11 protein-coding genes are annotated in these 14477 nt (G+C 60.5%); 9 read left to right on the top strand and 2 right to left on the bottom strand.

The window, feature by feature from the left end; translation table 11 throughout:
- Positions 1 to 57 precede the first annotated feature (57 nt).
- From RIT73_RS02560 to RIT73_RS02550, 3 genes are read left to right on the top strand one after another with little or no spacing between them, the layout of a single operon-like run.
- Positions 58 to 1716 (top strand): iron ABC transporter permease, encoded by a 1659-nt coding sequence (locus tag RIT73_RS02560; protein ID WP_309130482.1) that lies wholly within the window; start codon positions 58 to 60, stop codon positions 1714 to 1716.
- Positions 1694 to 2839 (top strand): ABC transporter ATP-binding protein, encoded by a 1146-nt coding sequence (locus tag RIT73_RS02555; protein ID WP_309130481.1) that lies wholly within the window; start codon positions 1694 to 1696, stop codon positions 2837 to 2839. The genes RIT73_RS02560 and RIT73_RS02555 overlap by 23 nt, the downstream gene beginning before the upstream one ends.
- Before the next feature lie 53 nt (positions 2840 to 2892).
- Positions 2893 to 3675 carry a tyrosine-protein phosphatase gene (locus tag RIT73_RS02550; RefSeq protein ID WP_309130480.1) on the top strand — a complete coding sequence of 261 codons (783 nt, stop codon included), beginning with the start codon at positions 2893 to 2895 and terminating at the stop codon, positions 3673 to 3675.
- Positions 3676 to 3702: 27 nt separating this feature from the next.
- On the opposite strand, the gene RIT73_RS02545 is transcribed toward RIT73_RS02550, so the two are convergent.
- Complete coding sequence (locus RIT73_RS02545; protein ID WP_309130479.1) at positions 3703 to 6009, bottom strand: molybdopterin-dependent oxidoreductase; 2307 nt, start codon at positions 6007 to 6009, stop codon at positions 3703 to 3705.
- A gap of 252 nt (positions 6010 to 6261) precedes the next feature.
- On the opposite strand from RIT73_RS02545, the gene RIT73_RS02540 reads away from it, so the two are divergent.
- From RIT73_RS02540 to RIT73_RS02520, 5 genes are all read left to right on the top strand, one after another.
- Positions 6262 to 7290 (top strand): glycine betaine ABC transporter substrate-binding protein, encoded by a 1029-nt coding sequence (locus tag RIT73_RS02540; RefSeq protein WP_309130478.1) that lies wholly within the window; start codon positions 6262 to 6264, stop codon positions 7288 to 7290.
- 418 nt (positions 7291 to 7708) lie between these two features.
- Complete coding sequence (locus RIT73_RS02535; protein WP_309130477.1) at positions 7709 to 9364, top strand: ABC transporter permease subunit; 1656 nt, start codon at positions 7709 to 7711, stop codon at positions 9362 to 9364.
- Between the two features lie 9 nt (positions 9365 to 9373).
- Positions 9374 to 10594, top strand: a complete 1221-nt coding sequence (locus tag RIT73_RS02530) for a betaine/proline/choline family ABC transporter ATP-binding protein (RefSeq protein ID WP_309130476.1) — start codon at positions 9374 to 9376, stop codon at positions 10592 to 10594.
- 5 nt (positions 10595 to 10599) lie between these two features.
- Complete coding sequence (locus RIT73_RS02525) at positions 10600 to 11658, top strand: alpha/beta hydrolase fold domain-containing protein (protein ID WP_309130475.1); 1059 nt, start codon at positions 10600 to 10602, stop codon at positions 11656 to 11658.
- Positions 11659 to 11662: 4 nt separating this feature from the next.
- Complete coding sequence (locus RIT73_RS02520) at positions 11663 to 12040, top strand: MmcQ/YjbR family DNA-binding protein (RefSeq protein WP_309130474.1); 378 nt, start codon at positions 11663 to 11665, stop codon at positions 12038 to 12040.
- Between the two features lie 107 nt (positions 12041 to 12147).
- Here RIT73_RS02520 and RIT73_RS02515 read toward each other — a convergent pair whose 3' ends face one another.
- Complete coding sequence (locus RIT73_RS02515; protein ID WP_309130473.1) at positions 12148 to 12930, bottom strand: SDR family NAD(P)-dependent oxidoreductase; 783 nt, start codon at positions 12928 to 12930, stop codon at positions 12148 to 12150.
- Between the two features lie 219 nt (positions 12931 to 13149).
- On the opposite strand from RIT73_RS02515, the gene RIT73_RS02510 reads away from it, so the two are divergent.
- Entirely contained in the window at positions 13150 to 14424 is a 1275-nt protein-coding gene (locus tag RIT73_RS02510; protein ID WP_309130608.1) for an FAD-dependent oxidoreductase, read from the top strand.
- The last annotated feature ends 53 nt before the right edge of the window (positions 14425 to 14477 follow it).

The raw sequence follows: 14477 nt of genomic DNA, 5'->3' as shown, positions 1-14477 counted from the left end.
TTCCGGCGAGGTCCGGAAGCGAGGCGAATGTCTCGCGCTCGGGGTGTCAGAGACGACGTGACCTCCAAGGTGATTGTCGGGATCATCGTCCTGATCCTGCTGCTTCTGCTCGGCTTGCCCCTGAGCCAACTGGTGACGAGGGCACTCGGCCCCGACGGCAGGGAAGTGCTCCTCGGTTTCTTCACCGATCCTAACCATCGTGCGGTTCTCGCCAACTCCCTGATGCTCGGAGCGATCGTCGGCGTGACAGGCACCGCTGTCGGATTCATCGTCGCTTTCACTCAGGTTCGCGTGAAGTTTCGGGGGAAACGAGCACTGCACCTCATTGCTCTGATTCCCATCGTCTCGCCTCCCTTCGCGGTGGCCACGGCCGCAATCACGCTGTTCGGGAGAAACGGCTACATCTCGTCGAACTTGCTCGGTATACAGGGAGATATCTACGGACTTCACGGGCTGGTGTTCGTCTACACCCTTTCCTTCTTCCCTGTGGCCTACATGAATTTCAAGGGCATGCTAGAGAACCTCGACCCCTCGCTCGAGGAGGCTGCGAGTGGGCTCGGCGCAGGGAAGCTGAAAATCCTGCTCACTGTGACGTTTCCGATGCTTCTGCCAGGATTCGCCGCCTCCTTTCTTGTTCTGTTCGTCGAGGGGATCGCCGACCTCTCGAATCCGCTCGTGCTCGGCGGCGACTACGCTGTGCTCTCGACTCGGGCATATTTCGCAATGACCGGAGACTTCAACATCGGAGCGGGCGCCGCGTATTCGTTGATGTTGGTGCTGCCTGCGCTGCTGGTCTTCCTCGTCCAGCGCTATTGGCTGAACCGCAAGAAGGTCACAGCGGTGACCGGAAAGCCCAGCGGGCGAATGCAGGCCATTTCGGCGCCCTCGGTGCGCATCCCCTCCCTGATTCTGACAGCCGGAATCGTCGCGGTGATCGCTTTGGTGTACCTCACGGTCATCCTCGGTGGATTCCAGAGGGTGCCTGGAGTCAACAATGAACTCACGCTCGACCACTTCGAGTTCGTGTTGACCGGCATCGGGTCGCAGGCGATGCGCGATACGATCACATTGGCCCTCATCGCAGCCCCCGTGGCCGGAGTTCTGGGAATGCTCATCGGATGGTTGGTGACTCGTAAGCTCAAACGTTTCGCCGGCCTGTTGGATTTCGCTGGCATGCTCGGGACAGCCTTCCCCGGTACTGTCCTGGGTATCGGTTATGCGATTGCGTTCCTCGTGCCGACCACGGTTCTCGGCATCGAGATTCTTCCTCCACTGGCAGGCGGCGCGGCCGCATTCGGCGGTGCGATTGCCATCGTGATGGTGTTCACCGTCAGATCCCTTCCACCTGGTCAGAGAACGGGGATTGCGGCCTTGTCGCAGATCGACTCGTCCATCGATGAAGCATCCACTTCACTGGGGGCCGGATCTGCGACGACGTTCCGCCGAGTGACGCTGCCCCTGATCCGACCGGCCTTTGCGACGGCTCTGACCTTTGCTACAGCCCGATCGATGACTTCGTTGTCGCCGATCATCTTCCTGACCACTCCCGAGATCAAGATTCTCACTTCGCAGATCTTGGCGGAAGTGGACAACGGACGTTACGGAAATGCGTTCGCCTACTGCACGGTGCTGGTCATCATCGTGCTGCTCCTGATCACTCTCGTGAATTTCCTGCTCAGAAAGGTAGTGCATCGTGGCAATCAATTCGATGCTTGAGTCAACACGTTCAGCTGTCGAGCCGGTGAATACTGGTGGCGTCATACTTCGCAAGGTCACGAAGCGATACGGAACCAAGACGTCGACTCCGGCGGCCGTCGCCGATTTCGACCTCGATATCGAACCGGGTGAGTTCATCACATTCCTTGGGCCCTCCGGATGCGGAAAGACCACGACGCTTCGCATGATCGCCGGGTTTGAAAGCATTTCGAGCGGGAGTATCGAGGTCGACGGCCTGGACATGACAAGCGTACCTCCCAACATGCGTCCTATGTCGATGGTGTTCCAGTCCTACGCTCTGTTCCCCCACCTCAGCGTTCGAGAGAATATCGCCTATGGGCTGAAGATCAAGAAGATGCCCGCGGCTCGCATCGCGGATGACATTGAGAGCATTCTCGCCATCATGAACCTCAGCGGACTCGCAGATCGCTCTCCTCGCGAACTCTCGGGTGGCCAGCAGCAGCGCGTCGCCTTGGCGCGTGCTCTAGTCATGAGGCCCAAGATCCTTCTTTTCGACGAACCGCTGTCGAATCTCGACGCCAAGCTGAGAGAGCAGATGCGGCTCGAGATTCGACAACTCCAGCGGCGACTCGGGATCACGAGCATCTTTGTCACGCACGACCAGGACGAGGCGATGAACATGTCCGACCGCATCGTCGTGATGAGCAAGGGCAGGATCGAACAGGTGGCGGAGCCGAGCGTGGTCTATAGACATCCCGAGTCCATGTTCGTCGCGGACTTCGTCGGTAAGGCGAACTTTCTCGATGTGGAAGTGCAGCGGATGCACGACGATGGAACCGCGGAAGTACAGGTGCTGGGAGTGACGGTTCGCGTGCCATCGCACGAGGACGTCCGGAAGGAAGACCCGGTGCAGCTCCTCGTGCGACCGGAGTCGGTGCGCATCACCATCGGATCGCCGGACTCGCGACGAGCAGGAGTCGGCACCGTGCTCGGGTCTGTGTTCTACGGCTCCAGTGTGGAGTACGAGATTGAGACCGAGTCGGGGAATCTGCTGGTATCGATCGCTGACCCCGACGTTGACAGACTCATTCCCACCGGGTGCGAAGTCTCGATCAGGCTCGAAGAGAATCGAACCTGGCTCCTCCCCGACCTCCACGCTTGACCATCGATGCCGCAATCGCCTCCGAACCCTCCATACCATGAAGGGACCACACGATGACCGACACGAAAGATTCGAAGGTGGCGTTCCTCCGCAGTCCCCTCGCCAACCTCAGAGATCTGGGAGGACTGCCGGCCGACGGCGGACGGATCCGGTTCTCGACGCTCTGGCGGGCAGACGACATCTCCCACTCGCCGAAATGGGAAGTCGACGAGCTTAGGCAGGCGGGGCTGAGGACGATCCTCGACCTTCGCTCGGAGCAGGAGCACCGGGCGATCGGTATCGGGTTCTCCGACGAGCTCGGATTGGCGCACCAGCATTTTCCGCTGACGCCGACCGCAGCGGATCCTGGGACCATCGCGATGATCGTCGAGGACAGCCGGACACCTGCAGGTGCCGGCCGGTGGTACGTGCAGCTGCTCGAGCAGCAGGCTGAGAACCTGGTGCTGATCTTCAGGCAGATCGTGTCGAGCGAAGGCGGGGTCCTCTTCCATTGTGCGGCAGGCAAGGACAGGACCGGTGTGCTGGCAGCAGCCGTGCTGGCAGTAGTCGGCGCCGACGAGAAGACGATCATCGATGACTACAGCGCCACAGCGGCCAACATAGAACGCATCTTCGCCCGTCTGCGCTTGACGAACCCCGCAATTGCGGCGGAGGAGGACGAACTGCGTAGGGCTGATCCGAACCACGCGATGCTGGGCGCATGCAGGGATTCGATGATTGCGATGCTTAACCTCGTTGGAGGCGCCCCCGGACTCGTCGGACACCTCAGATCCGCGGGGCTCGACGACGATCTCCGGGTCGGTCTTCGAACCAGACTCGTGCAGCAGCACAACTGATCGAGACGATGGGAACGGAACAGGTCCTCAGCGGTGAGGACGCGTGCGGCCCGGAACGAATGTGGGTGGCTTGTCCACAGTCAGTGGAGGCAGCGGCCCATTCCATTTCTCCACGTCGACAAGTGCATGCTGGGCCGTGGTTCCCTGCGACAGACGCGACGACGGGAGGTCGGCGCTGAGCACATTGGGGTTGCCATGACGGCAGAATGATGGGTCGTCCGGATCGGGATCGTACCAGGCACCGGTGGCCAGCTGTACGATCCCCGGGCGGAGTGCATTCGAGATGACGAGGCCCGCAAGGCAGGATCCTCGATCGTTGACGATTCGGATCACATCGCCGTCTTTGAGATCTCGTGCCGCAGCGTCCTCCGGGTTCATCCGAGCTGGTTCGCGGTCGTGGACTTTGCTTGTCTTGCTCGTGTCGCCCACGTCGAGTTGACTGTGCAGTCGGGTCTTCGGCTGATTCGAGATGAGATGCAACGGGTGTCGGGAATTCCGGGAGCCCAGCCATTCACGCGGCTCGAGCCAGACAGGGTGACCGGGGCAGTCGTCATAGGCGAAGGAATCGACCACCTCGGAGAAGATCTCGATCCGGCCTGAAGGGGTGCGGAGGGGATTCTTCTCCGGATCCGTTCGAAACTCGGAGAAGAGCACCTGTCGTTCGTCGACGAGGGGAATGTCGATGTGCTCGCTTGACCAGAACTCGTCGAAGTCGGGGACTCGTGACCCGCGAGCCCGCAACCGCTCCTGCCACTCATCGTACAGGTGGCGCAACCACTGCTGGGGGGTTCTGTCCTCGGAGAACGACTTGAGCATCGTCAGTCGCCGTTCGAGCTCGGCGAAGATCGCGTAATCGTCCTTCGCTTCACCTGCTGGAGCGGTCAGGGTCGGCATCGGAAAGAACTGCGGATCGTTCCGACCTGCTCCGTAGTCGTCGCGTTCGATGGTCATGGTTGCAGGCAGGACGATGTCCGCATGCCGGGCGGTGCTGGTCCAGAACATCTCATGGACGATGACTGTCGAGGGCTGCTGGAACGCGCGCCTGAGTCTGGCAAGGTCCTGATGGTGATGGAATGGGTTCCCGCCAACCCAATACACGAGATCGATGTCGGGGAGAGTGATCTCGTGGCCGTTGAAGTCAATGACCTTTCCCGGTTCGAGCAGCATGTCGGAGATCCGGGCGACGGGGATGAACGCGGTTTCGCGATTCTTTCCCCGTGGAAGAGACGGTGGACTCGACACTCTCTTCGCGAGCCCGACGTCGGCGGAAGACCCGTATCCGTGCTGGAATCCGCCTCCTGGAAGCCCGATCTGTCCGAGCATCGCCGCCAGGGTCACACCCATCCAAATCGGCTGCTCTCCATGATCCTGCCGCTGCATGGACCAGCTGAGGTTGATCATGGTGCGGCTGCGCGCCATGCGACGTGCCAGATCAATGATGAGCTCGGAATCGATTCCCGTGATCGGCTCAGCCCAAACCGGTGTCTTCGGGATTCCATCCGATGAGCCGCGGAGGTAAGGGAGGAACCGGTCGTAGCCGACCGTGTACTTCTCGATGAAATCCGAATCGACGGCATCCTCGGCGTCGAGCACATACGCGAGTGCGAGCATGAGTGCCGTGTCGGATCCGGGGATCGGAGCGATCCATTCGGAATCGGCGATGGCGAACGCATCATCACGAATGGGAGTGATGTCGATGAACTGGCATCCAGACTCGCGAGCCGTCTTCACGCTGCCGCGTGTGCTGTGACGACCGATCCCTCCCGGGCCCACGGCTGAGTTCTTCTCCGACAGTCCGCCGAAGGAGATGAAAAGCTCGGTGTGATCGGCGATCACCTCCCAGGTGGTGCCGTTGACCATGACATCCGCCGGTGACGCCCCAACGACGTGCGGCAGGATCGCCCCGGAGGTTCCGTAGCTGTAGTCGCCTACAGCGGAGACATAGCCGCCGAGGCAGTTGAGGAATCGGTGTATTTGGCTCTGTCCGTGGTGGAAGCGACCGGCACTCGACCAGCCGTAGGATCCCCCGTAGACACCTGAGGAACCGCGTTCTGCGTAAACCCGCTTCAGCTCCTCGGCGACGAGGTGAAGAGCTTCGTCCCATTCGATCTCGACGAACGGCTCGTCACCACGGCCGGTTCCACCTGGTCCGTGCTCCAACCAACCCTGGCGTATCGCAGGGCGAAGGATCCTGGTCGGATGGTGCTGACTGCTAGCGACGTTGTCGATGATCCGGCGCGGATCGGGATCCCCTCGCCAGGGCCGTGAGCGCAGCGACTTCCCATCCGATTCGGCCTCTAGAACACCGAAGTGGGTGAGGTGAGTTGACTGCATGATTCCGGACCGTCCTCTCGTGACTTGCCGTCGCATCATTCCTTGAGGCGGGTGGAAGTGACCAAGGGGGCTCGCGATCCGGCACTGATCACTATGCCGGAAACGTGACCTGCCTGTCGGTTGGAGTTTTCACGAATGACGAATTCCCGCCTGGAATCCTCCCAGTAGTGAGTTGTCGCGTCGGCAACTTGACTGTACGACAGGCCAGTGAGACTCACTCAACGACGATGAATCAATCACCAGGAGGCAGAGATGCTGAGCAGATCTCGGAAAGCGCGGCGAGTCCGCTGGCTGATGGCGGGAATCGCCGGACTCAGCACGATGGGACTGCTGACGGGTTGCCTTCCCGCAGAAGCCAAAGGTCCCGCAGCCAAGGAGATCGATCCTGCAATTGCGGAGGCGCTCCAGGGTGAAGGCAACGTTCAATTCGCATCAGTCGGCGATCTCGAACAGGACATCCAGGCCAATCTGATGACCGAAGTGGTCAATGAGCTCGGTGGTGACGCCGAGGTGCTCCAGGGCGCGACGACCGAGACGATGGCTGCCATGGCCAAGGGCCAACCGGTGGTCTCGATGGTGTTCTGGAGATGGCAGATGCCGGAGATCTGGGACAAGTATGTCGAGGAGGAAGGCACGATCGTCGAACTCGGTACGGCCGACTACCCCGGCGAGGAAGGTTGGTATGTGCCGACATATGTCATCGAAGGCGACGCGGCGCGAGGAATCAAACCGGCATGTCCCGAGCTGCCGGACTGGGAGGCTCTGAACAAATGCGTGGAAGTCTTCTCGACTGCTAAATCGGGCGACAAAGGTCAGTACATGTCAGGTGCCGAGTCCTGGGCATTCGCTTATGGTGACCCGCAGCGCATCGAGAATCTCGGTCTCGACTACGAGATGGTGTTCGCCGGATCGGAAGCGGCCCTGTATGCCGATCTCACTCGGGCCTATGAGCAGGGTGAGCCGTGGCTCGGACTGATGTGGAGACCCAACTACATGACACAGAAGTACGACCTGACCCGGGTCGAATTCCCCGAATATACCGAAGAGTGCTGGGGCGACACGTATGCCTGTCAGTGGCCAGAGACCATCATCTACCAATTGGCTTCCACAGTGATCGAGGAAGACCATCCGACTGTCTGGAATCTCGCACGCAATTACAACCTCAACAATGAACAGCTGCAGGACATGCAGTCCCTGGTGATCGACGAGGGACTCTCCCCCCAGGAAGCCGTAGAGCTTTGGATGGACGACAATCGTGATGTCTGGACAGGGTGGGTGTGATCCGATGAGTGAACTGAGAAGTTCAAGCCAGACAATCACGCCGACCACGACGGGAGGCGACCCAACCGGGTCCATGCTCCGAACTGAGCGTTCCAAGGCAGAGCGTGAGCGATCACCGGAGAAGTCACGTACACGTCGGACTCGCCTCAATTCCAATGCCCTGATCATCGTCATAAGCCTGGCTGCGATCGCCGCTGTGCTTTGGGAGCCTCAGGGATTTCCTTCAGCGCTCCGGTTCACATTCGGTGAAGCCTTCGAGTCAGGCTTCACCAACATCACCGATAGCTCTCCGTGGTTGTACGAACCGTTGGCAGGATTCCTCGAGGGGTTGTTCAGGGTTCTGCTCGATTTCCTCAATTCGTTTTCGCCGGCGGTCCTGGCTGCAGGGGTTGTCTTCGCCCTCGCCTACTATCGAGGAGTGAAGCTGGCAGGCCTCGCCGTGATATTGGTTGCCTGGGTAGTGCTGTCCGGCCTCTGGGAATACACTGTGGAGACCATTGCGTTCATGCTGGTTGCGGGTGGCGCGGCCTTCATCCTCGGAATCGTGGTAGGTCTCATCGGCTCCATCGGTCCGAAGACCAATGCGGTGGTTCGCATTGCCCTCGACGCGATGCAGGCTTTTCCGGCATTCGCCTACCTGGTGCCCGTGGTCGTCCTCTTCGGTCTGGGGAACGCGGCGGCACTTGTCGTCACCGTGATCTGGGCATTGCCTCCGCTGGCCAGGATGGTCAGTGTTGGATTGCGCAACGTATCCCCGGACACCGTGGAGTCGGCTGTCTCCCTCGGCGTGAGTCGACGCCGTCTGCTCTTCGATGTCAAGCTGCCCATGGCCGCGCCCAGCATCAGTGCCGGCACCAACCAGCTCATCATGTACTCCATCAGCATGGCGACGATGGCCGCAATGATCGGAGCGGCAGGGCTCGGCGCACCCATCTGGAGCGGACTGAGTCGTCTGGCACTCGGAGACGCCCTGCAGGGCGGAATTGCGCTGGTGCTCTTCGCCGTCATCCTCGATCGTGCCACGTCGAGAAGCCGGGGCCGGAAATGGGAACGTGCCCATGGCGACGACGTTCCGCGGGGCATTTGGCCGAAGCTGGCACAGTTCGCCCGGCCTCCATTCGGTCGTGCGCATGCGTATCTCGCGCTGTTCCTTCTCGTTGTCATCGCCTCGCAGACTATCCGCAGCTCGTGGCAGTATTTTCCCGATCCTCCGTGGGGTGCGCCTTTGAGCCTGAGGGAACCCGTGGAAGCAGGTGTGATTTGGATCACCACCGAATGGGGGCCGTTCCTCGACGGAGTGAGCACGGGAATTCAGCTCTATGGACTCAACTTCCTCGGTGACATCTACTCGGGAATTCCCTGGGCATTGGTCGTCGCGACTGCCGCAGTGATCGGAATCCTCACACTCGGAAAGCTTCAGGGCCTGCTGCTCGGACTTGGAGTGCTGCTCATCGGAAGCCTCGGAATGTGGGGACCCGCGGTGGAGACGATGGCAGTCGTCACCGTCGCGCTCGGGTTGGTGATCCTCGTCGGTTTTCCTCTCGGTGTGCTCATGGCCTTGAACGATCGGGCGGCTGCCGTGCTTCGACCGATCCTCGACGTCATGCAGACCCTGCCGATCTATCTGCTCATCATTCCTGCGGTCATGCTCCTCGGAGTGGGAGAAGTCGGCGCCGTGCTCGCGACCTTCATCGCAGCGATTCCGCCGATGATCAGATTCACGAATACAGCACTGCGAGAGGTCGACGGTGAAGCGATCGAGGCGGCACAGATCTCCGGGGCGACGTCTGGACAGATCCTCCGTCAGATCCGGGTGCCGATGGGACTGCCGACCATTGTGGTCGGTCTCAATCAAGCGCTCCTACTCGCGCTGGCAATGGCCGTAGTCAGTGCCATGATCGGAGCTCCAGGGCTCGGTGCCGACATCCTCACCGCGGTGAATCGAGCACTGCTCGGTTTGGGTATTGAAGCAGGACTGGCAATGTTCCTGCTCGCAGTCACTCTCGATCGTCTCTTCAGCGGATGTGCCCAGGTCGTCGCCTCTGCACAGCATTCAACAACGAACAATCAGTGAGGTAAGTCAATGACGAATAACCCCGCAACTCAGGTCGTGGCGGAGACCGCTCTGCCCACTGGCGGTGGATCCTCGATCCACGTGAACGACCTGTGGAAGGTGTACGGACCGCATCCACGGCGTGCTCTCGCTGAATATCGCGGCGGCTCCGATACCGTTCCCGAACACATGACCGCGGTTCGCGGTGTGTCCTTCGACGTCAACCCCGGCGAGACGTTCGTTGTGATGGGACTGTCCGGCAGCGGCAAATCGACGCTGATCCGGTGCCTGACGAGGCTCATCGAACCGACGGCCGGACATGTCGACATCGACGGCAACGATGTTCTCACCCTGTCGAATGCCCGACTCGCCGATCAGAGGCGCAATGACTGGGCGATGGTGTTCCAGCACTTCGGGCTGCTCCCGCACCGACGGGTTCTCCAGAATGTCGCCTATGGGCTCGAAGTCTCCGGTGTGGCTCAGCGGGAGCGCGAGGAACGGGCACAGCAGATGGTCGAAACCGTCGGTTTGTCGGGTACCGAGAACAAGTATCCGAATGAGCTCAGTGGTGGAATGCGTCAACGAGTGGGCTTGGCGCGCGCGTTGGTGCAGAATCCACGTCTGCTCTTGCTCGACGAACCATTCAGTGCACTTGATCCGCTGATCCGTACGGATCTGCAGGACGAGCTCATGCGATTGGCCCGGGTCGGCTCCCAGACCTCGATCTTCATCACCCACGACCTGACAGAGGCGCTCAAGGTGGGAGACAGAATCGCGATCATGCGCGACGGCGTTCTGGTGCAGGTCGGAACTCCCGAAGAGATCGTCCTGCGACCGACAGACGATTACGTGCGACGTTTCGCTGTCGAAGCCCCGCGAGCCAAGGTCGTGAGGGCAGAGACCATTGCACGCAGTGCCCCCGAGTTCTCGGCCGACACCTCGGCGTCCGCTGTGCTCACTCAACTCGTCCAGAGCGGACAGGGAGTGGCCATTGCGCGACCAGATACGCGGGCGCCGTACACCGTGACTGCGCAGGATCTGCTGACAGCGGACCCCTCGGAGCGTGAGCTGGGCGACATCGGCGCCGACACCGCGACCGTCGATGCGGATGCTCTGCTGACGGACGTGATGAAGAAGCTCATCGAGACTGGTCGGCCGGCGATCGTCACCTCGCCCGCGGGGGAGTGCCTCGGAGTCATCGATGACGCCGCAACAGTGCGGGCGTTGTCAGTGCCGGCTTCAGGTGAGTGAGGCACATGTTTCTTGGCATCGACCCGACTCTTGCGCGCGCCTTCGCGACGATTGAAGACGGGTGGGGAGGCAGAGACGCTGCATCCGGCCCGCTGGAGCTTCGTGCAGCCATCGATGCAGCCCTGATCGACGATTTCCAATCTGTGCCGCGTTCCCCCGGAGTCGTGAAGAGCACGTTCAGGGTGCTCACCGATGACGGCCATCTGCTCGATGTCCACCGCTACGCCCGAAGTTCGATCAGTGAAGGCGCAGATATCGACGCCGCAGTCCTATATGCTCACGGCGGTGGAATGATTGCAGGCAGCACCGCACTGTACGATCCGGTGCTGAGATTCTATGCGCTTGCGACCGGAGTTCCGTTCTTCTCCGTGGATTACCGACTTGCTCCAGAAGCTACCGGAGACAGGCCGGCCAGAGACTTCCTCGACGCATATGGCTGGATGATCCGCAACGCGATTCAACTCGGCATCGATTCGTCTCGCATCGGCTTCATGGGCGATTCAGGGGGTGGCGGAGTCGCCGCCAGTGCCGCGATTCTGGCGCGAGATCGTGGTTTCAGACCGACAAGCACGATCCTCATCTGTCCGATGCTCGATGCCCGGAACACGACCCCTGATCCCGGGCTCGAGCCAGCTGCGAGTTGGACCTCTGCGGACAATGCGGTCGCCTGGCGAGCGCGTATCGGCGAGGAAGATCTGACCCCGTTGGTGAGCCCTGCAGATAATATCGACTTCGGAGGGCTTGCGCCGACCTACATCGAAGTCGGCAGCCTCGACATCTTCCGCGATGAATGCCTACGTTATGCCCATTCCCTTGTTCAGGGCGGAGTGGATGTCGAATTTCACCTGCTTCCGGGCGCGCCGCATGGCTACGATTGGTTTGCCTTCGAGTCCGATTACACTGAGCGCTGGCTGCCCGGCCGAATCCGCGCGATTCAAAGTATCCGGCAGTCGCCCGCAGTTCCAGATGTCCTCGTCAGCACCACGGAAAGCACATTGACCTCTGATCAGAGGACGATGACACGTAGTGTGGACGACTCCATTGAATTCGAACTCAGGAGGTAGTGACATGGACGGCACCGCCATCCAGCAACATGCCGCGGACCGAGCCGAGGAGCTTCCCGGGGCGTCACTCGAGCATCCCTTCGGTCCCGAATGGGACGTCTACAAGGTGAGAGGGAAGGTGTTCATGCTCCAGACTGTCCTCGATGGGGAACCGCTCGTGATCGTCAAAGCCGATCCCGATGACGGAACTGCGCTCCGAGAGGCCTATCCGGAGATCACCAAGGGTTACCACATGAACAAGCGGCACTGGATCACCCTCCACACCGGAGAGAAGATCGATGCTCAGTTGATCAAGGACATCGTGACGGAGTCTTATCTGCTCGTGATCGAGAAGAACATCCCCAAGAAGGAGCGTCCGGTGGATCCGAGCGCCTTCGGATAAGACCGGTCCTGATTGCACTTGCGCTCACGAGCATCATGAACAGACGGAAAAGAGGCTGGACGAGTCATCGACTCGTCCAGCCTGTTTCGGTGATTTCAGGGCTCGACCTACGAGGCTGTCCAGCCCCCGTCGACCGGCAGCACCTGACCATTGACGTATCCGGCGCCGTCAGAGGCAAGGAAGACCACGACGGCGGCGACCTCGCTGATCAGACCGGAACGCTTCGCAGGGATGAGGAAGTCGAGGAATTCCGGGTTCGACACCCCGATGCCGCGTTGCTGGGAGGAGACCAGGTCTCCCAGGATCTCCTCCGAGGTGGCGCGGAGATTCGTGCGGATCACTCCGGGCGCCACGACATTGGCTGTCACTCCCGCATGACCGACATCAACAGCCAGTCGCCGTGTCATGCCTTCAATGCCGGCCTTCGACGCCGCATAGGCGATCCCGTCGGCGGCACCGCGCTGGCCTGCCACGGACCCGACTGTGATGATTCGGCCGGACTTCTGCTCCGTCATCCGCGCTGCTGCGATGCGAGCGCCGTAGAAGGAACCGGTCAGGTTGATTGTCAGCACCTTGTCCCAGAGCTCGGGGGAGGTTTCGAGAACATCGGCGTACCCGTCGAAGATGCCTGCACAGTTGACCCACGCGTCGAGACTGCCGCCTTCGCCGATGACCGTATCGGCCAGGCCCTCGAGTCCGGCGTAGTCGGTGACATCAACTGCACGAGTGCGCAATGCTTCGGAATTATTCAGGGCTTCACGGGTCTCTGCGAGACGATCATCTGACAGATCGCTGGCCCAGACGGTATAGCCGTCGGCCAAGAAGGCTTCGACGATTCCACGACCGATACCTGAGCCGGCCCCTGTTACTACTGCATTCCTATTCGTCATGCCCATCAGACTAGGTCCCCGCAGCCCACGGGCCAATGGTGCGAATTGACATCCCCACTGCACAGACATGTGAAATCTTACGAAGCGCTCGAGGACGAAGCCGTCGATTCTTGATCATGGGAACGACGTGCCGGATGTGCCTGATCTCCATGTCGTCCCGATAAACGAACGTCTCATGAGAGACGATTGAAACGCGCAACAGGTGTCCGGCACTTGGATGTGCAGTGGTCGCCGAGGCGCGGAGACTTGAGAACGAATGGAGCGCAGCAGATGATTCTGGACAAGGCCGATGTCGTCGTTGTCGGCGGGGGAACAGTGGGCATTTCGACGGCATTCTTCCTGGCGTCGAAGGGCCATGATGTCGTGGTCGCCGAGGCCCGGGAAGTAGCGTTCGGGGCTTCGGGTCGGAACATGGGATTCTTGCACATGCACAACCGCGCTGCGGGGTTTCAGCTCGAACTGGCACGTGCAGGTCGTGCCCTTTACGATGAGTTCTCCGAACTGCTCGGCCCCAGCTTCGAATTCCAGACAAATGGGGCCATGACGTACTTCTATACCGACGAGCAGCGTCAGGTGTTCAAGGAATTCGTCGACATGAGGCGAGGTCAGGGGGTCGGGATGGAACTACTCGACGCCGAGCAGGCACGCGAAGCAGCACCGATTCTGTCTCCGGATGTCATCGGAGCGACGTTCTCGCCCGAAGATGGTCAGATCCGTACTCCCAAGTTCGTGCGTTCACTCGCGCAGGAGAGTATTCGCCGGGGAGTTCGCATTCGGGAGAACACACCTGCTCTCGGGTTGCTGAAATCGAGAGATGCCGTCAAGGGAGTCAGGACTCTTTACGGCGACATCCCTGCTGATCGCGTTGTCTGGTGCGGAGGTGTGTGGAGCACGATGCTCAAAGCTGAAGGTCTCGACGTCCCGATCCGGACGGAGCGCCTCGGTGCCATCATGATGGGTGAGGTCGAGGAACAACTCGATAAGATTCTCAACGGTCCGCTGGCGGTCAAACAGTACTCGTTCTACCGCGACCTTCCAAGCTATAAGGATGAGTACTTCACCTCACCGAACGAAGACTCCGGTCATGGCATCGAGCATCTCGAGGTCGTGTCTAAAACTGAGAACGGAAACCTCTTCATCGGCTGTCCGATGGACTACCCGGATCAGTTGGATGATCGAATGCCACTGGGCGGATTGAAGATGGCGATCGATGCGCTACTCGAGCAGTTCCCGAATTACAGGTCTCTGGGAGTGGAAGGGACGTGGACCGGTCTCATCCCGGCAACCGCCGATGCGATGCCCATCCTCGACGAGGTCGATGCCCTGCCAGGTCTCGTGCTTGCGACCGGGCATGTGTTCGGCAACCTCGCCGGGCCCATCACCGGAAAGCTCGTCTCCGAGCTCATCTCGGGTGATGAACTCAGTCTGCCGATCGACGAACTGGCGCTGGATCGGCCTGCACTCGCGAACGCCGATGACGTGATCCGCTGGTAACACCAGCATCGCACCACGAGAAGGGCCGCTCAAGCGATGTCACTTGAGCGGCC

Origin of the sequence: Brevibacterium sp. (assembly GCF_031179145.1) — a bacterium.
Lineage (GTDB): Bacteria > Actinomycetota > Actinomycetes > Actinomycetales > Brevibacteriaceae > Brevibacterium.
Note: the sequence above shows the minus strand (reverse complement) of the source record. Positions and strands in the feature narration are given on the sequence as shown.